Source organism: Comamonas aquatilis (assembly GCF_965139575.1).
Classification (GTDB): domain Bacteria; phylum Pseudomonadota; class Gammaproteobacteria; order Burkholderiales; family Burkholderiaceae_C; genus Comamonas; species Comamonas aquatilis.
The window spans coordinates 47,019-64,545 of record NZ_CBCSIW010000012.1 but is presented as its reverse complement, the minus strand read 5'-3'; the positions used below and the strand labels follow the sequence as shown (position 1 = coordinate 64,545).

At 61.5% G+C, this 17,527-nt stretch carries 15 protein-coding genes; 6 read left to right on the top strand and 9 right to left on the bottom strand.

Translation table 11 applies throughout. The features are described 5' to 3' along the window. The first annotated feature begins 42 nt into the window (after nt 1–42). A complete protein-coding gene (gene radC / locus ACNAZA_RS14535) occupies nt 43–723 on the top strand; it encodes a RadC family protein (protein ID WP_120971306.1) in 681 nt (226 codons plus the stop codon). Further along, nucleotides 720–1,376 (top strand): Smr/MutS family protein, encoded by a 657-nt coding sequence (locus tag ACNAZA_RS14530; RefSeq protein WP_120971307.1) that lies wholly within the window; start codon nt 720–722, stop codon nt 1,374–1,376. The genes radC and ACNAZA_RS14530 overlap by 4 nt, the downstream gene beginning before the upstream one ends. 67 nt (nt 1,377–1,443) lie before the next feature. Here ACNAZA_RS14530 and ACNAZA_RS14525 read toward each other — a convergent pair whose 3' ends face one another. From ACNAZA_RS14525 to ACNAZA_RS14500, 6 genes are all read right to left on the bottom strand, one after another. After that, nucleotides 1,444–2,472, bottom strand: a complete 1,029-nt coding sequence (locus tag ACNAZA_RS14525; protein WP_415797261.1) for a M48 family metalloprotease — start codon at nt 2,470–2,472, stop codon at nt 1,444–1,446. A 4-nt stretch (nt 2,473–2,476) separates the two neighbouring features. After that, nucleotides 2,477–3,064: a LemA family protein gene (locus ACNAZA_RS14520; RefSeq protein WP_415797260.1), complete on the bottom strand. Its 588-nt coding sequence runs from the start codon at nt 3,062–3,064 to the stop codon at nt 2,477–2,479. A 97-nt stretch (nt 3,065–3,161) separates the two neighbouring features. Further along, nucleotides 3,162–5,252: a bifunctional 2',3'-cyclic-nucleotide 2'-phosphodiesterase/3'-nucleotidase gene (locus tag ACNAZA_RS14515; protein ID WP_415797259.1), complete on the bottom strand. Its 2,091-nt coding sequence runs from the start codon at nt 5,250–5,252 to the stop codon at nt 3,162–3,164. A 94-nt stretch (nt 5,253–5,346) separates the two neighbouring features. Then, the gene (locus ACNAZA_RS14510; protein ID WP_415797258.1) at nt 5,347–5,751 is read right to left on the bottom strand and encodes a group II truncated hemoglobin; all 405 of its coding nucleotides are present in this window, start codon (nt 5,749–5,751) and stop codon (nt 5,347–5,349) included. Between the two features lie 142 nt (nt 5,752–5,893). After that, nucleotides 5,894–8,431, bottom strand: coding sequence for an ABC transporter permease (locus tag ACNAZA_RS14505; protein WP_415797257.1), 2,538 nt, complete (start codon nt 8,429–8,431; stop codon nt 5,894–5,896). An 87-nt stretch (nt 8,432–8,518) separates the two neighbouring features. After that, complete coding sequence (locus tag ACNAZA_RS14500; RefSeq protein ID WP_415797256.1) at nt 8,519–9,427, bottom strand: LysR family transcriptional regulator; 909 nt, start codon at nt 9,425–9,427, stop codon at nt 8,519–8,521. A 70-nt stretch (nt 9,428–9,497) separates the two neighbouring features. Between ACNAZA_RS14500 and ACNAZA_RS14495 the strand changes: the two genes are divergently transcribed. The 3 genes from ACNAZA_RS14495 to ACNAZA_RS14485 all read left to right on the top strand — a co-directional run bounded on the left by ACNAZA_RS14495 (nt 9,498) and on the right by ACNAZA_RS14485 (nt 12,387). Next, the gene (locus ACNAZA_RS14495; RefSeq protein WP_415797255.1) at nt 9,498–10,589 is read left to right on the top strand and encodes an adenosine deaminase family protein; all 1,092 of its coding nucleotides are present in this window, start codon (nt 9,498–9,500) and stop codon (nt 10,587–10,589) included. 20 nt (nt 10,590–10,609) lie between these two features. Next, complete coding sequence (locus tag ACNAZA_RS14490) at nt 10,610–11,602, top strand: Bug family tripartite tricarboxylate transporter substrate binding protein (RefSeq protein ID WP_415797254.1); 993 nt, start codon at nt 10,610–10,612, stop codon at nt 11,600–11,602. A 320-nt stretch (nt 11,603–11,922) separates the two neighbouring features. After that, entirely contained in the window at nt 11,923–12,387 is a 465-nt protein-coding gene (locus ACNAZA_RS14485) for a low molecular weight protein-tyrosine-phosphatase (RefSeq protein WP_415797311.1), read from the top strand. A 140-nt stretch (nt 12,388–12,527) separates the two neighbouring features. On the opposite strand, the gene ACNAZA_RS14480 is transcribed toward ACNAZA_RS14485, so the two are convergent. The 3 genes from ACNAZA_RS14480 to ACNAZA_RS14470 form a co-directional block, all read right to left on the bottom strand. Continuing rightward, a complete protein-coding gene (locus ACNAZA_RS14480) occupies nt 12,528–13,586 on the bottom strand; it encodes a beta-keto acid cleavage family enzyme (RefSeq protein WP_415797253.1) in 1,059 nt (352 codons plus the stop codon). 120 nt (nt 13,587–13,706) lie between these two features. Continuing rightward, nucleotides 13,707–14,720 carry a Bug family tripartite tricarboxylate transporter substrate binding protein gene (locus ACNAZA_RS14475; protein ID WP_415797252.1) on the bottom strand — a complete coding sequence of 338 codons (1,014 nt, stop codon included), beginning with the start codon at nt 14,718–14,720 and terminating at the stop codon, nt 13,707–13,709. A gap of 33 nt (nt 14,721–14,753) precedes the next feature. Further along, nucleotides 14,754–15,596: a TauD/TfdA dioxygenase family protein gene (locus tag ACNAZA_RS14470; RefSeq protein WP_415797251.1), complete on the bottom strand. Its 843-nt coding sequence runs from the start codon at nt 15,594–15,596 to the stop codon at nt 14,754–14,756. A 784-nt stretch (nt 15,597–16,380) separates the two neighbouring features. Here ACNAZA_RS14470 and ACNAZA_RS14465 point away from each other — a divergent pair. Beyond that, the gene (locus ACNAZA_RS14465; protein WP_415797250.1) at nt 16,381–17,421 is read left to right on the top strand and encodes an AraC family transcriptional regulator; all 1,041 of its coding nucleotides are present in this window, start codon (nt 16,381–16,383) and stop codon (nt 17,419–17,421) included. Nucleotides 17,422–17,527 lie beyond the last annotated feature (106 nt).

Sequence of the window (17,527 nt, the reverse complement as noted above, 5' to 3'; positions counted from 1 at the left end):
AGGATTGCCGCCCATCGCCTCCCCTGCCCCGCCCAAAAATCCATGCCGATCAAAGACTTGCCAGCAGATTGCCAGCCGCGCGAAAAGCTCGCGCAGCGGGGCGCGGCTGCGCTGTCGGATGCCGAGCTGCTGGCCATTGTTTTGCGCACCGGCATGGCCGGCAAGACGGTGCTGCAGCTGGCCGATGAGCTGCTCAGGCTACCGGGCGCCGGCGGACTGGCCGGACTGCTGGCCGCCAGTTACCAGGATTTGGGGGCCGTCAAAGGCCTGGGCCCTGCCAAGCGCGCCGAGCTGATGGCGGTGCTGGAGCTGGCCCGCCGCGCCACGGCCCAGCCGCTGCGCGAGCGCGACGTGTTCGCCTCGCCCGAGGCCGTCAAGCAGTTCCTGCAGCTGCACCTGGCCGCCAAGCCCCATGAAGTATTTGCCGTGTTGTTTCTTGATAGTCAAAACCGTTTGCTGGCCCTGGAAGAGATGTTTCGCGGAACGCTGACCCAGACCTCGGTCTACCCCAGAGAAGTGGTGCTGCGCGCCCTGCACCACCAGTCCGGTGCCGTCATCCTGGCCCACAACCATCCCAGCGGCAGCGTGCAGGCCAGCGCTGCCGACAAGTCCCTGACGCAAACCCTGCAATCGGCTCTGGCCCTGGTGGACGTGCGCGTGCTTGACCATGTCATCGTGGCGCCGGGCGCAGCCCTGTCCATGGCCGAGGAGGGCTTGCTGTGATCCACGCCCACCGCTCCCTGCAGGATCTGGCCGGTATCTCGCGCCAGCTCAAGCTCGCCCGCGAACATGCCGAAGCCCGGGCACTGGCACAGGCCCAGGCCCGCGCCGCCAAAGAGCGCGAGCGCAATCTGTTCGTGCTCAGCGTTGGCAAGGTCGAACAGCTGCGCGCCCGCAACGCCGTGAGCTTTCAGGTGCCACCGCCGGCGCCGTTGCCGCTGCAACTGGTGCTGGACGAGCAGAACGTGCTGCGCGAGGCCATGAGCGACGAATTCGACGTCAGCACCTTGTTGGACGTGGATGACCAGCTGAGCTTTCGCCGCCCCGGCATAGGACTCGAAGTCACGCGCAAGCTGCGCGGCGGGCAGTGGAGCATTCAGCGCCAGCTCGATCTGCACGGCCTGCGCTCCGACGAAGCCCGCGAGGCGCTGGGCCAGTTCATACGCCTGTCGCACCGCACCGGCATACGCTGCGTGCGCATTGTTCACGGCAAGGGCCTGGGCTCGCCGGGCCGCATGCCGGTGCTCAAATCCAAGGTCCAGCGCTGGCTGGTGCAGAAAAAAGAAGTGCTGGCATTTGTGCAGGCCCGCCCAGCCGAAGGCGGAGCCGGCGCCCTGGTCGTGCTGCTGCAGCCCGGCAAACGCCAGCTTTTCTAGGCAGCATTCCGATATTGATAGCTGCTAGCGCTTACAGCCATTGGGATTGAGGCCAAAAACCTCTTAACTACCGCCCCTGGGGCACGGTATTGACCGGCAAAGGCAGGGCCTGCATATCGCGCCCGTAGATGCGGCGCACGCGCTCCTGCAGCGGAGGGTGCGACTCCAGCCAGTCTTCCAGACGGCTGGCGTGCGGGGTTTCCGTCAGCAGCATGTGCTGCAGCGTGCGGTGGTCCAGACCCACATGGCTTCTTACATCGGCCTGCCAGCTGCCGAACTGCTGCCTGGCCTGCTGGCGCTGTGTCATGACCTTGCGCAGCACGCCGCCCAGGCCGTCCTTGCTGCGCGTCCATTGCACGGCACGCGCATCGGCCAGATGTTCGCGCTGGCGCGAGACCGCAGCCTTCAGAAGCTGGCCGCTGAACCAGCCCACAAAGCCGGCCGCCTGAATGAAGGCACCAAACCACTGGGTGAAAACGCTGTCACGCTCACGCATGCTCTGACCGAAGTTATGGATCAGCTCCAGCCCGTAAACCATGCCGGCCAGCTGCATGTTGAGCCGGGTATCGCCCTCGCTCAGATGGGACAGCTCATGTGCCACCAGTCCCTGCATTTCCTCGCGGCTCAGTTGTTCGAGTGCGCCCTGGGTCACGGCGATGATGGCATCTTCGGCATCCCAGCCCGCAGCAAAAGCGTTGATGGCCTGGGTGCGCGCCAGCACCGTGACCTGGGGCGGCGAAAGCCGGGCGGCAATACACATCTCGGCCACGATGTTGCACAGCTGCTGCTCGGCCAGCGAGCCGCCGGGCTGGGCCTGGCGCGCACCCACTCTTACCGCCAACTTGCGCCCGCCGCTGCGCAGCTGATCGGTCTCCACCCACCAGCCGCCCAGAACCAGCAGCAAGGTCACCCCCACATTGACGGCCGCAAAACCGGCCGGATAGTCCCAGCCGCCCAACAGCCGGGTGCCCAGCCACCAGGCCAGCATCAGGCCGAAATGCACCGATGCCACCACGGCCAGCACGCACAGGGCAAACGCCATCAGCAGCCAGCGCGTGCTGCGCCTGGCCTGACGTTGTCGCTCCCAGAACTTCACGGGTTTAGAACCTGACCTGGGGAGCCAGACGCTCCTGTGCGCTCTGGGTGGAGGCCAGCATCTCCATGTGCACAAAGCCCGCCAGACGGGCCACGATCAGATCGGGAAACTGACCGCAGTGGTTGTTGAACTCCAGCACCTGATCGTTGAAAGCCTGGCGTGCAAAGCCGATGCGGTTTTCGGTGCTGGCAATCTCCTCGCTCAGCTGCTGCATGCGCGCATCGGCCTTGAGGCTGGGGTAGGCCTCGGCCAGCGCCATCAGCCGGCCCATCTGCCCGCCCAGCGCCTGCTCGGCCGCCATCAGCGCCCCCATGGCCTGGGCCTGACCGGGCTGCTGGCGTGCCTTGTCTGCCGCACCCACGGCCTCGCCACGGGCGCGGGTCACGGCTTCCAGCGTCTGAGCCTCGTGCTGCATATAGCCGCGCGCCACTTCCACCAGATTGGGAATCAGGTCGTGGCGGCGCTTGAGCTGCACATCGATCTGGGCGAAGGCGTTCTCCACCTCGTTCTTGCTGGTGCGCAAGCGGTTGTAGAGGGCAACAGCCCAGATCACGATCACCACCACTACAGCCAAGGCGATAAATGCCGTCATACCCTCTTCTCCCTGAATAATTTCTCGCATCATAGCCAGTCACAAAAAAGCCGCCGTGGCCCATACAGCCACGGCGGCGATCACATTGCTCCCGAACTTATTTGGACAGATCGAGCTGATATTTACCCATACCCTTGCCGGAGCCATCATCGGCCGCCAGCACGGCCACTCCGGTCAGGCCCGCGGCCTGGGCCACGCTCAAAGCGCCAGCACCCGAGCTGAACACCACCGGACCGGCCGTCGTCACCTTGGTAAAGCGCCAGCTCTTGGCTGAGCCATTGATCGCTCTGGTGATCTGCGGGTTCTTGCGCACATACTCGATCACCACATCGCGGTTCGTGTCGGGCGATGCCCAGATGGCGGACGAGCCATCAAGCTTGGGGATAAAGCTGGCACCGCTGGTGGCGCGGTAGTTGTTGGTGGCGATCACAAACTCTTGCGCCGTATCCATGGGCTTGCCCAGATAGCTCAGGTTCTTGATGCGACTGCCCAGGGGCTGGGTCACATCGATCTCGTACTGCACATCGGCGGTGGTGAACATGTCGAAGTTGTAGCCCGGGAAACTGCTGATCAAGGGCTGCTCTGCCGTCTTGCTCACGTCGATCTGGTTGAAGCGCTTGGCAGCAGCCTCCAGCCAGCTCTTGATGTCGGCTCCGTTGACCTTCACCGCATACACGGTGTTCGGATACAGATACAGGTCGGCCGCGTTGTTGATGGCCAGCGGGCCAGCAGCCACATCGGTGAAGTCCTTGCCGCCCTGGAAGCCCGATTTGAACGGTGCGCTCACCGACAGCACGGGCAGGCTGGCGTACTGTGCCAGATTGGCTTTGATGTAATTGGCCACATAAGCCTGCTGGGCCTGGTTGACGATCTGGATGGCACCGGGATCGCCCACATCGGCAAACAGCGTGCTCATGCGGAAATCCGTGCTGCCAATCGGCGTCTTCACATAGCTGATGGCCGCCTGATGCTGTGCCTCGATCAGCGGCGCAACGGCCGGGTCTGCGTCCACAAACACCGTGCCGCCCGCGGCATCCTTGTTCTGGATATTGCGCAGCTCGCTCTTGCTGCCGGTCTTGGCCACGCTCCACTTCTTGCCGTCCCATTGCAGCGGCAGCTGGATCACGCCCAGAGCCTTGCCCCAGGAGCTGGCCATGACCGCTGGCACGCCGTTGATGGTGCCTGCCGCATTGTCCACACCGCTCTGGCTGTAGGCAGGCTTGGCCGACAGATCGGGGAACACGCTGTGCTGGTGACCCATGACCATGGCATCGATGCCCGCCACCTTGGACAGATACAGGCCGGGGTTCTCCATCGTGGCCGAATAGGCCGAGCCGTCCAGCCCGCCATGCAGCAGCGCCACCACCACATCCGCGCCCTTGGCACGCAGCTCAGGCACATATTTGCTGGCCGCTTCCACCGCACCCTCGGTGTAGACCTTGCCCTCGAGATAGCGCTTGTCCCAGTTCATGATGCCCGGCGTGGTGAAGCCGATCACGCCGATCTTGATCGGCAGCCTGACTTCCTTGCCATCGCTGCCCTTGGCCAGCAGGGTGCGTTCCAGCACGGCATAAGGCTGAACCAGCGGCTTTCGGGTCTTGCTGCTGTAGACATTGGCCAACACGGCCGGATAGCCATTGCCCGCGCATTTCTGGCTGGCGTCCACGCCATCCACGTCGAGACCGCCGCCCAGCACCTGATTGAGAAAAGGCAGGCCGTAGTTGAATTCGTGATTGCCCAGCGTGCCCGCATCGAAGCTCAGCGCGCCCATGGCCTTGTACATGGACAATTGCTGCGTGCAGGCAATGGGCTTGATCTCGGCCTCGTAGTCGGCCAGGGCCGTGCCCTGGATGGTGTCGCCGTTGTCCACCAACAGCGTATTGGCGAACTCCTTGCGCGCCGCACGGATCAGCGTGGCCGTGCGCTCGAAACCATAGGTCTTGTCTTCGGCCAGCTTGAAATAGTCATAGCTACGTACATTGAAGTGCAAGTCCGTGGTCTCCAGCACGGCCAGCGTAGCCGTCGCTGACTCGCTGGCAACAGGTGTTGTGCCGCTGTCATCGCTGCCGCCACAGGCGGCCAGCAATGCGGCGCAGCCCACGACCGTCAACACATGGCGGCGTAGCTGCAATACCGAGAGGAAACCGCCTGTGCGCTGCTTTGCGCCAAGCAAATCGAAATCCTGCATGACTGACCCTGCTTATTGGTAAACAGGCAGTGTCGGCAGCGCTTTTGACAGAGTCATGAAGGATATTTGACGCTTTGAAGCAAGCGCCAGAACCTTATGCGCCGCGGTTGCGCATCCAGTCGGCCGTGTTCATGAAGCTGGCTTTGAGGCGGGTGCGCAGCGCCTCGGGCACGCCAGTCTCGGCCATGGCCTGATCCATGCAGGCCACCCACTGGTCGCGCTCCTGGATGCCGATGGAAAACGGCATATGGCGCATGCGCAGACGCGGGTGTCCAAAGCGTTCCTGGTAATGGTCGGGTCCGCCCAGCCAGCCGCTCAGAAACCAGCACAGCTTTTGCCGCGCATCGTCGAGCGTGCTGCCATGGGCGGCGCGCAGCTCCTTGTAGGCCGGCTCCAGATCCATCAGATCGTAAAAGCGCGCCACCAGGGCCTGGACTTTCTCTTCGCCGCCTATCCATTCATAGGGGGTGTCAAACGGAGGCTTTTCTTCAATCTGCATGGGTGATCAAGGCAAAAAATACGGTTACCAAGGATTGTGCGTTGCAGCACAACTCCTGCGCTGACGCAAGACAATTTTGAATAAAAACAGCCTCAACCGCTTATTGATAAAGCGCATGAAGCTATTTATTCAATAGCAAGCCCTATTCCGCAGCCTGGCGCAAGGTGCTCATCACCGGCCGCTGCAGCACCTCGCGCAGCGCCCACCAGCCGGCCAGCCAGGCCAGCAAGGCCCCCGCCAACGCCCCGACCAGCGGCACCCACCACAGCACCGTCCATTCAAAATCAAACACCCAGCGGGCCAGCGCCCAGCCCACGGCCAGCGCCACACAACTGGCCAGAAAACCGGCCATCAGGCCCACGCCGGCCAGCTCGGCGCTTTGCACCTGCTGCAGCAGCGAAGCTCTGGCACCCACGGCACGCATGATGGCGTACTCACGCGCCCTCTCCTCGCGCGTGCCGGTGACGGAGGCGAACAGCACGACCAGGCCTGCCGCCAGCGTGAAGCCAAACAGAAATTCCACCGCGCGAATGACCTGATCCATCACGCGCTGCACCTGGGCCAGCGTGCTGGTCAGGTCCACATTGGTGATGTTGGGAAAGCGGTTGACCAGCGCATTGTCAAAACCCGGCGCGTCGGGCGCGCGGTAGGCCGCCAGATAGGTGACGGCCACGTTGTCCAGATGCTCCACGGGGTAGATCACAAAGAAGTTGGCGCGCATGGAGCTCCAGTCCACCTTGCGCAAGCTGGTGATGCGGGCCTCGTTCTGCTCGCCGCCGATGTCAAAGCGCAGCGTATCGCCCAGCTTCAGGCCCAGGGTCTTGGCAATGCCGTCTTCCACGCTGACCGTGCCCTGCTCGCCAGGCGTCCATTGCCCCGCCACGATCTGGTTGTGCTCGGGCTGGGCAGGTGTGGTGGAGAGATTGAACTCCCGGTCCACCAGGCGCTTGGCCCGGTCTTCGCTGAAGTCCTCGGGGCTGACCTCCTTGCCGTTGACGGCGATCAGCCGCCCGCGAATCATGGGAAACCAGTCATAGCTTTGCACCCCTGCAGCGGCCAGAGCGCCCTTGAAATCCTGTGCCTGCTCGGGTTGCACATTGATCACAAAGCGATTGGGTGCATTGGCCGGCGTGGCCTGGCGCCAGCTGGCAATCAGATCGGTGCGCAGCAGCACCAGCAGCACCAGGGCCAGCAGGCCCACGGCCAGGGAGCTGACCTGCACCACGGCATAGACCGGGCGCGCCGAGATCTGGCGCGTGGCCAGCACCAGCCAGCGCGGAGCCGTGCTTTCGTTAACAACGCGGCGCAGCAGTTTCACGCCCAGCCAGGCCAGGCCCGCAAACACCAGGGCCGCGGCAGCAAAACCGCCCACGGCGATCAACCCCAAGGTCAGATCGCGGCTGACCACCATCAGCAAAGCCGCAAAGCCGGCAACGCCCACGGCCAGCACCAGCAGCGATGCAGGCTTGAGCGCCCCCAGATCGCGGCGCATCACGCGCAGCGGCGGCACTTGCGCCAGCTGCAGCACGGGCGGCAAACCAAAGGCCAGCAGCAGGGTCAGGCCCATGCCCATGCCGAACAGCACCGGCCAGATGCTGGCCGCGGGCAAGGCCGACTCCACCAGCCCGGCCAGCAACCAGACAAACACATGGTGTACCGCCCAGCCCAGCAGCACGCCGGCAGCGCTGGCAGCCAGAGCGACGAGTACAAATTCCACGGTGTAGGCACCGGCAATGCGCCGCTGGCTTTGGCCCAGCACGCGCAGCATGGCAGAAGCATCGAGATGGCTGTTGGCAAAAGAGCGTGCCGCCAGCGCCACGGCCACGGCCGACAGCAGCGCGGCCAGCAAGGCCACCAGGCTCAGAAATTTCTCGGCCCGGTCCAGCGTCTGGCGCATCTCGGGGCGACCGCTCTCCAGCGACTCTATGCGCAGGCCGTGGATATTGCCGCTCTTGGCCTGCTCCTGCGCCCAGGCCAGATAGCGCTGCGCTGCAGCATCGCCGCTGCGGCTGCCGTCGCCCGCCACCGCCAGGCGGTAGGTGATGCGACTGGCCGGTTGCACCAGCCGGGTGGCGGGCAGGTCGGCACTGTTGATCATCACGCGCGGCGCAAAGCTCATAAAGCCCGCGCCCTTGTCGGGCTCGATGACGATAGTGTGGCTGACGGTGAAGCTGCCATCGCCCAGCAGCAGGGCATCGCCCACCTTCAGGCCCAGGGCCTCCAGCAAGGGCGCATCCACCCAGACCGTGCCGGCGGCAGGAATGCCCTGGGCCGGCTGCTCGGCCTGACCCGGTCCGGAACTCAAACTGACCTGCCCGCGCAGCGGGTAACCCTGATCCACGCTTTTGAGCGCCACCAGCTTGATATTGCCGCCACGCTCCTGCGCGGCCCGTGCCATGGTGGGAAAGCTGCTGGTGGCCACGGTCTGCAAACCCTGGGCCTTGGCCTGCTCCACAAAGGCGGCAGGCGCCGGGTTGTCGCTGACCACCACCACATCGCCGCCCAGCAGCTGGCGCGCATCGCGCTGCAAACCGGCTTGCAGGCGGTCGGCAAAAAAACCGACCGAGGTCAGCGCCGCCACGGCCAGCAACACGGCCACGATGAGCAGGCGCAGCTCGCCCGCACGCATATCGCGCCAGAGATTGCGCAGCCCCAGAGTCCAGACAGATGATCCATGCATGGGTCAGACCATAGCGCAACACCCAAAACCGGATAAACAGCAGCACAAGCACTTACGGTGCGGCGCGGGCTTGCAGCCCCTGCCCGGCTACGCCCCGGCCAATAGCTGCTCACATAAAAACGAGCGGCACTGGGCCACCACCGCCCGCTGCTGGGCCGGCTCGCCATTGAGCATCAGCGCCAGGCGCCGACCGATGACGGGAGCGGTCAGCGAGCGCACCTGCAGCGCCGGCGTGGCCACGCCCTGGGTGTACAGGCGCGAGATCACGCCTACCGCATGGCCGGCCTGCACCAGGCTGTAAAGCGATTCGCTGTAGCGCATGCGCATGGCATCGCCCATGGCAATGCGCTGCTGGCGCAAGGTCGCCACGGCCAGCTCATAGGTGCTGCCACGCGCAAACAGCACCAGGCGCTCGCCACGCAAAGCCTTCCAGCGCAGCGGGCCCTCGGTCTGCGCCAGGCGGTGGCCCGGGGGCAGCAACACCACCAGCTCATCTTCGGCCAGCGCCGTGGTGTGCAGGCGCGCAGGCGTATCGAGCTCGGTGGTGATGCCCATATCCACGGCACCGCTGCGCAGCTGCGCAATCAGCTCCTCGTGCAGCGGATCGGACACTTCCACCTTCACCTGCGGGTTCTGCGCCTGCCAGCGTGCCAGCACCGGCGCCAGCAAATGCATGGCCGAGGGCAGGCAGGCAATGCGCAAGGTCTGCTGACCGCTGGCCAGCATGGCGTGCATCTGCCCCACGCCGCGATCAAAGCTGGCCACCAGCCACTGCGCCTCGTGCAGCAGCGTGCGCCCGGCGTCGGTCAGCGCCATATGGTGGGGGCCTCTATCCATGAGTCTGGCGCCCAGCAGAGACTCCAGCTCGCGAATGCTGGCCGACACCGCCGGCTGCGTCAGCGACAGGGCTTGCGCCGCCTGGCTGAAGCTGCCAGTTTCGGCCACGGCCAGAAAGGCGCGCAACTGGCGCAGGCTGGGTGCATGCAGGTTTGCCATAAATCCAATCGATAGACCTATCAAATGAAGTCATTTTATTTATAGCTCATCGCCGCCTACCATGGCGAACATGAATGCTGCCCCCACCTGCGCCACACCCGAACTGACGGCCTTTGTCCACGCCATCCCCAAGATGGAGCTGCACTGCCATCTGCTGGGCACAGTGCGCAAGAGCACCTTTATCGAACTGGTGCAACGCGCCAAGGCACCGCTGGCACTGGAGGAAATCGAGGCCTTCTATACCCGTGGCGAAAAGCCCGTGGGCGTGCTGCGCGTGCTGCGGGCCCTGGATGAATGGCTGCTGCAATCGCCGGCCGATCTGCAGCGCATCACCTACGAGTACCTGCAGGACGCTGCCGACCACAATGTGCGCTATGCCGAGTTTTTCTGGAACCCCACGGGCACCGTGCAGTGCTCGGGCATGAGCTATGCCACAGCGCAGGCCGCCATTCTGGCCGGCGTGTCCGATGCGCAAAAAGACTGCGGCATTCGCGGCCGCCTCGTGCCCTCGATCGACCGCGAAGCACCGGCCGCCGCCGCCGTGCAAATGGTGGAATGGATGTTGACCAACCGCCACGACGAAGTGCCCGGCATTGGCATCGATTACCGCGAAAACGAGCGCCCGCCCGAGATGTTTGTCGATGCCTATGCGCTGGCCAGAAATAGCGGCCTCAAGACCACGGCCCATGCCAGCGAATTCGGCCTGCCCTGGAACAATCTGCAGACCGCACTCGATGTGCTCAAGGTCGATCGCATAGACCACGGCTACACCGTGGTGGACAACCCGGAACTGGCCCAGCGCTGCGCTGACATGGGCATGGTCTTTACCGTCGTGCCCAGCAACTCCTATTACCTGCGCACGCTCTCTCCCGAGCGCTGGGCGCTGGATCACCCGATACGCCGCATGCCGTCCATGGGCATTCGCGTGCACCCCAATACCGACGACCCCACGCTGCACCACATCGACCCCACCGGGGCCTGGAGCAAGATGGTCTGCGACTTCGGCTTCTCCATAGACGATCTCAAGGACTTCATGCTCAACGGCATTGATGCGGCCTGGATCAGCGACAGTGAAAAACGCGCTTTGCGCAGCCAGTGGAGCGCTGAGTTCGATACCCTGCGCAGCACCCACCTCTCCCATCCCTCTACCGCACAGGCCTGATCATGCTTCCAACACGCTCCGTGAAATTCACTCTTCGCCTCAGCGCGCTGCTCATGGCTGCAGGCCTGGGCACGAATCTCGTCCAGGCAGCCGAGCCTGCCTGGCCCGCCGCCCGCCCCATCATCCTCACCGTGCCTTTTAGCGCGGGCGGCAGCGTGGATGTGACAGCGCGCCTGATCGCGCAAAAGCTGGGCGAGCGCCTGCACCAGTCGGTGGTGATAGACAACGTGGCCGGCGCCGGCGGCGCCCTGGGCGTGAACAAGGGCGTGCATGCCGCAGCCGACGGCTACAACCTCATCATGGGCGCCGACAGCCCCATCGCCATTGCCAAACTGGTCAACCCCGCCGCCGTGCGCTATGACGCACTCAAGGACCTGGCCCCCGTGGCCATGGTCAACACCGCGCCCATGATTCTGGTGGCGCGCGCCAATCTGCCGGCCAACAATCTGCAGGAACTCACGGCGCTGGCGCAGAAACAGCCCGACAAGATCAGCTATGCCACTTCGGGCATTGGCACCATCTTGCATCTGGCCATGGCCCGCATCAGCGATCGCGCCCAGATGAAGCTGGTGCATGTGCCCTACCGCGGCGGCGGCCAGATCGTGACCGATGTGGTCGGCGGCCAGGTGGATCTGGCCATGCTGATCAGCGTGACCGCCATGCCGCAAATTCAAAGCGGCAAGCTCAAGGCCCTGGCCGTGACCTCGGCCGCCCGCCTGCCCGAGCTGCCCAACGTTCCCACCGTAGCCGAGACTGCGGCGCTCAAGGGTTACCAGATGGTGTCCTGGGCCGGCATTTTTGCCCCGGCACGCACGCCGGCGCCCATCATCGGCAAGCTCAACCAGGAGCTCAATGCCGTGCTGGCCTCGCCCGAAGTCAAGGCCAAGCTGGCCGAGCAAGGCGCCGTGGCTGCCAGCGGCAAGGACAGTGCGGCCGATTTCGGCCAGTTCGTGCGCAAGGAGCAGGCACGCTACGCCGAGATCGTCAAAAGCGCTCATATCACGGCCGAGTGATTACAGGAGTGATGCGGCAAAGCGGTTGCGGCGTCCTGCGCTCTGCGCAGGCGGCTCCTGATTGATGAGCAGCTTGCGCAGCATCGACCTGTGTTTTGAATTGAATAAGCCCTGTAACACAGGCTTTTCATGTGCAAGTCACTATCAAATTCGATAAGCGCCAAGTGACAACCCTGAGATGGAAATCTCAGGGTTTTGCGTTGGTTTGTGCTTGAATAGCCTACGCAACCGGCTATTCAATCATGAGCAAAAATCATCGCCAAGCACCTGACCTTAGTCATCTAGCCCGCAAGAGCGGCAACGCTCCGCTGCGCGTGCTCATGGTCTGCATGGGCAATATCTGCAGAAGCCCCACCGCCCACGGCGTGCTGGAAAAAATGGTGGCCGACGCCGGCCTTGCCAATCGCGTGCAGGTAGATTCCGCAGGCACCCATGGCTATCACGCAGGCGAAGAACCCGACGCCCGCAGCCAGCTGCATGCCATGCGCCGTGGCTACGACCTGAGCCAGCAGCGCGCACGCCAGCTCAGCAGCCAGGATTTTGAAGACTTCGATCTGGTGCTGGTCATGGACAGCAGCAACGAAACCGCCGCCCGCAAGCGCTGCCCGCCGCAGCATCTGCCACGGCTGCACCGCCTGACCGACTTCTGCCAGACCTTTGCCGACAGCCAGGTGCCCGATCCTTATTACGGCGGCAACAAAGGCTTCGAGCATGTGCTGGACCTGGTCGAAGATGCCTGCACCGGCGTGCTGCAGGCGGTGAGGAGCGACGCTACTCGCAAATAACAGCCTGTTCGTCGAGAACGCTACCCCGCATCCGCCCTCTGCACTCGCCTTGCCCTTGCCTGAGCAGCCGTCCAGGTCTATACCCCATCCCAGCACATGAATGCCCCTGGCACTCTTGAGCGGGAATGAGACGACTCTCTTTAGGCAGTTTTTAGCAGGAAGCCTTGGTTGCCACCATTGCGATTGGGAGCAAAACCATTGGCCTCCAAGGTTTCCTCCGCGGTCTCGTACCAGACGCCAATTTTGCAGATCTCGCGTGCTTCCTTGGCCGTCGCGATGGGGCGCTTGCACTCACGCGCAATACGCACCAGTTGCTCGATTTGCGACACGCTGCTGGCCTTGCCACTGCGATCTTGATTCCACACGCCGTCTTCAATGCCGCAGCGCACATGCAGGCCCATGGCAATGCCCATCAAGTTGATCGGCAGAACATTGCGCTGGTTACTCTCCACGGTCAGCATGGCGCCGTCCGGTACGTCTCGCACGATGTTGGCGAGACTGTAGATGCTGGGCTTGTCCATGCCGCCGCTGAGTGCCACCCAGTTCATCACCAGCGGGCCTTTGTAAATGCCGCGGCGCATCAGGCGCTCCACCGATTCAAAGCTGTTGATGTTGTAGCACTGGAAGGCGCTTTGGATGCCGGCCTTGCTGAGGCGGCGAATATGCTCTTCGTACCAACCCGGGCCTGAAGGCACGATCATTTCCTTGTAGGAATTGAAGTAAGCCGGGTTGCCACGCGACAGGCCGGCGTAGTCTGCATCTCCTGCATGCTCGGTCACATTCATCTGCGTGGTGTTCACAGTGACCGTTACCTGGTCGGGCTTGGGGTCCAACTCGGCCAGCATGTGACGCGTATCGTCACTGAGCCATTTGGCAGCAGCACCTTCGGTTTCAGGCGCAAAACTGATGGAGCCGCCCACCTGAATGATCATCTCGGGCACGGCCTTGCGCACACCGGCGATCAGCTCATTGAATTTGGACAATCGCTTGGAGCCTTTGCCATCCAGCTCACGTACATGCAGGTGCAGCACGGTAGCGCCGGCGTTGTAGCAATCCACGGCTTTTTGAATCTGCGCTTCCATGGTGACGGGAATATCTTCGGGGAAGTCTTCCGGAAGATAGCCCGGAGCATAAGGGGCCGCCGTAATGACCAGGGGCTGCTGATTTTCGGGAAAAAGGTGGCCGTCGAGAAAGTTCATGGGGTGTCTCCTGATTGTTAATTTGCGGGCCACGAATTCCTCGTGCCCCTCAGTAAAGAAAAGCTGAAACTGGATGCTGCGCGGATAAACCAAGCGATGCCAGACCGCGCCTGCCCCTGCTTATTGCGCCTGATAGTTAATGGATTTGAGCAAGACTGCTTGTTGCTCGCTGGCCTTCTTCAGGTCCTCCATCAACTCTTCCGAGCTGGCTGCGATTCCCGACTCCATGCCCAGATCCTTGAGGCGGTGCTGCGCCGCAGGTAACTTGAGAAAATCCAAGGTGACTTCGCGAATTTTTTGCTGGATGGCTGGCGGTGTGTCGGGGCGCGACCACAGGCCAAACCAACCAGCTTGTGCCAGCTGTGGGTAGCCAAGTTCCTTGAAGGTAGGAACGTTGGGCAGCTCGGCAATTCGCGTTGGGTAATAGACCGCGATAGGCTTGATCTTTCCGGCCTTGATCAAAGGCAACGAGGTCGCAACTCCATCGAACATCAAGGGCACATGGCCGCCCATCAGGTCAGTCAGTCCCGGAGGCGATCCCTTGTAACCCACATGCTTGAGCTTCACATCAGTGAGCTGGCCCAATAGCATGCCTGCGGTATGCGCCCTCATGCCGGTGGCGTAGGAGGCAAAGTTCAGGCCCTCTGCTTGGCTCTTGCCATAGCTGATCAGCTGCGGCAGATTGGAGACAGGCAGTTCCTTGTTCGCCACCAACACCAATCCAATACGGCTGAGCTGTGCCAGGGGCTTCAGATCCGTGAAGGGCTTGTAATTGACTTTGTAGGCCAGCGGAGTTTCACTGACCACACCGCCCTGAATGACTAGAAACGTGTATCCATCCTTGCCGTTGGCCTGCAGGTCATTGACAGCCAATACACCAGCGGCACCGGGCTTGTTCTCCACGATGACCGGCTTGCTCCATTTTTGCTGAAGACCTTCTGCCAACAATCGAGCCAGCGAATCGGCACTCCCGCCAGCCGGTCCCCCCACCACCAGGCGAATGGGTTTGCTAGGCCAGCTTTCCTGCGCCTGGGCCAGGCTAGCCCAGCCCAAACAGCCGACGCCGACTGCCAGGGCGTAGCTGCGCCACGTGAAGTTGCCGAATTTCCTCACACCTGTCTGCTGTAATTTCATATCTGTCTCCGTTGATTGATACGATCTGAGTGCTTAGAAAGGCTTGTCACCGATGATGGCGGTACGCTCCATCTTGCGAGGGGCTGGCCAATAGTCCTGGACGGCGTAGTGCTGGGTGCAGCGGTTGTCCCACATGGCCACGCTGTTGGGCTTCCAGCGAAAGCGCACCTGGTATTCGGGAATCGAGGCCTGGCTGGTCAGGTAGTTGAGCAGCATGCTTGCGCCCGGCGTCTTGTCTTGGCCGAAACGCACGTTGTCCGGCGTGTGGTAGTTGGCAAAGTGGGTCGCAAAACCACAGGCGTAGAGAATCTTTTCGCCAGTTTCCGGGTGGGTTCGCACCACCGGGTGCTCCACCATGGGGTTGGCAAGCGCCAGCGCCCGGCGTTTTTCTTCGGGCATAGACGCACCAAACGAATGCTCAATGCTGCACTTGACCTTCAAACCATCGATTTTCTGTTTGATCTCATCGGGCAGCTTCTTGTAGGCCTCCACCATGTTGACCCAGATGGTGTCACCGCCTACGGATGGAGATTCGATGCAACGAAGCACACAGCCCATGGGCGGGGCTTCACGCCACTGGCCATCGGTGTGAAAGCTGTTTTCGAAGTTATCGCTCTTTTCATTGCGGTAGATCTGAACTAGTCCAGGATGCTCCGGATCGCTGCCCACTACGGGGTGATCTTCCAGCTCGCCGAAATGACGGGCAAAGGCTACATGCTCGGCACGTGTGATGTCCTGATCCCGGAAAAACAGCACTTTGTGCTTGAGCAGCAAGGCCTTGATTTCGTTGGCGAGACCCAAGTCACGAGATGCATCACCCAGGCTCACGTCAGAAACTTCAGCACCAATGCTGCAGGTCAGTTGTTCGACTTTCATTACCTACTCCTTAGATGGCGAAATGGATGCGCCTGCGGCTTGCTTTGATTCAAGATCGCGGTGCGCCTGCTCGGTCTTTTTCCTCGCAAGGCCTGTTCCGACAGGCGATCTCTCGAGCACATTTCTTGCAAATCAGTGGAGAAAATTTTCTAGGCGATGAGCAGTTGCTGGCTTGACTTGTCACGACAGCTTTTTAGCCATAGGTGCGCAAAAATGAAAACCCTATAAGGGTTTCAGTTGATGCGATTCGACTCACCGCTCTGCGCGGCTTTCGCAGGCTTTCAGCGGTGAATCAAGGCGTTCCAGCGGGTAGCGCTTTTGATTTTTTTCACCCCACAAAAATCCGATCTGAACGGGCACTTGGGGGGCAGTTTCGGACTCCGGCCAATGGCTACGGCGAAACAGCCATGCTTGTTGCCACATGTCATCGGCACGGACCGGGAATACTCCCAACAACTGCTGTCATTCGATGGCTTGCCGATTGCATACAAGAGTTCATCGAACCCGATAGCAGCGCCTCAGCGCGAGACCGGCGGCTGAGTCGGCGGTGTACTCCAGCCTGTCTGCATACTCAAAAATCTGATACGGACAGCAAGATCAAAGGCAGCGGCTCGACTCCCTCGCTTGCATGAAGTCACCCTGTACCTGAAGACGAGCAAAGGACGTCGGCCACTCATGCAAATACTCTTGCTCCTCAATAGAACATTTGATAGAAGCAGCAGGCCCCACTATCCACACGTTGAAGGCGCTGGCCGGCCACCGCTTTCAAACAGGAAAATGCTCAATGAAGCACCGTATTCGAAGTATTAATCTGAGCCGATATGCGAAAGTGATTCCTGAGTTCGGAATTAATCCCTTTGAGATGTTCCGACAAGTAGGCGTCGACCATTCCTGGCTGGACATGCCTGATTTGCTGGTGCCGGAAAAGGTGTACGCACAGCTGCTGACCCTGTCGACTGAGCAAACTCGCGGCGCTTCACTTGGCGTGCTTATGGGTTCCTGCTGGCGACTTTCTGACTTTGGCAAGCTCAGCTTGCTTTTGCAGCACCAAGCCAATCTGGCTGCACTGCTTCAGACACTGAAAACTTATAGCCACCTGATCGGTACCACTTTGGCGGTTGAAGTCGTGACACACGGACAACTGTCAATCATTCAGCTGCATTTGAATTCGGAGAATGAAAACCCAGGACGCCACCGCATCGAGGTGGGTATCACGGCCTTGCTGTGTCTGTGTCGTCACCAGCTAGGCAAAGACTGGAAGCCCATCAGCACCCATTTTTCCCATGTAGCTCCACACAGCACGAAAACGTATCGCCAAGTGATAGAGGGTGAGATCGTCTTTGGATCAGGTTTTGACGGGATTGTGGTGAGCAACCATGACCTGCACCTGTCCAAGCCCGAGTACGACAATCGCATGGAGCAACATGCTCGCGCCTTGATGGATAGTCATGTCATTAGCTCATCGCCCATGCCGATGGATCGACAGGTTAGAGACGCCATTCAATCTCTGCTGCCGCATGGCCGTCATAGCATTTCTCAGGTCGCCAGCACCCTTGGCTACTCGGTTCGTGCGCTGCAACGTCAGTTGGAAAGCAATAACACCAACTTTCAAAAAAGCCTGGACGAAGTCCGTACCGCAGCTGTTATACGGGCGTTGCAAAACCCCCAGCTGTCAATGAGTGACGCGGCCTCTTTGGCAGGTTTTACAGAAAGCAGCTCGTTCACGCGCTGGTTCAGCAAACATTTCGATCAAAGTCCCAGCTCCTGGCGTCAACAGCATCTTCGTCATCAGATTCTCAAGTGGCCTGAATCTTCCTTGGCATGACAAAGGCTAAAGCCAGGACCGCTGAACGGATCTCACATCCGTCAGGAACCCGGGTGTTGATTGGACTCTCCTCGCATCGAGAGCATCCTGATGAGTAAACAATTGA

What these genes read in the sequence shown, in the direction of transcription:
- ACNAZA_RS14470 (WP_415797251.1), bottom strand. Translation starts at nt 15,596, where the DNA reads ATGAAAGTCGAACAACTGACCTGCAGCATTGGTGCTGAAGTTTCTGAC.
- ACNAZA_RS14480 (WP_415797253.1), bottom strand. Translation starts at nt 13,586, where the DNA reads ATGAACTTTCTCGACGGCCACCTTTTTCCCGAAAATCAGCAGCCCCTG.
- ACNAZA_RS14500 (WP_415797256.1), bottom strand. Translation starts at nt 9,427, where the DNA reads ATGGCAAACCTGCATGCACCCAGCCTGCGCCAGTTGCGCGCCTTTCTG.
- ACNAZA_RS14485 (WP_415797311.1), top strand. Translation starts at nt 11,923, where the DNA reads ATGGTCTGCATGGGCAATATCTGCAGAAGCCCCACCGCCCACGGCGTG.
- ACNAZA_RS14475 (WP_415797252.1), bottom strand. Translation starts at nt 14,720, where the DNA reads ATGAAATTACAGCAGACAGGTGTGAGGAAATTCGGCAACTTCACGTGG.
- ACNAZA_RS14495 (WP_415797255.1), top strand. Translation starts at nt 9,498, where the DNA reads ATGAATGCTGCCCCCACCTGCGCCACACCCGAACTGACGGCCTTTGTC.
- ACNAZA_RS14465 (WP_415797250.1), top strand. Translation starts at nt 16,381, where the DNA reads ATGAAGCACCGTATTCGAAGTATTAATCTGAGCCGATATGCGAAAGTG.
- radC (WP_120971306.1), top strand. Translation starts at nt 43, where the DNA reads ATGCCGATCAAAGACTTGCCAGCAGATTGCCAGCCGCGCGAAAAGCTC.
- ACNAZA_RS14505 (WP_415797257.1), bottom strand. Translation starts at nt 8,431, where the DNA reads ATGCATGGATCATCTGTCTGGACTCTGGGGCTGCGCAATCTCTGGCGC.
- ACNAZA_RS14520 (WP_415797260.1), bottom strand. Translation starts at nt 3,064, where the DNA reads ATGACGGCATTTATCGCCTTGGCTGTAGTGGTGGTGATCGTGATCTGG.
- ACNAZA_RS14515 (WP_415797259.1), bottom strand. Translation starts at nt 5,252, where the DNA reads ATGCAGGATTTCGATTTGCTTGGCGCAAAGCAGCGCACAGGCGGTTTC.
- ACNAZA_RS14510 (WP_415797258.1), bottom strand. Translation starts at nt 5,751, where the DNA reads ATGCAGATTGAAGAAAAGCCTCCGTTTGACACCCCCTATGAATGGATA.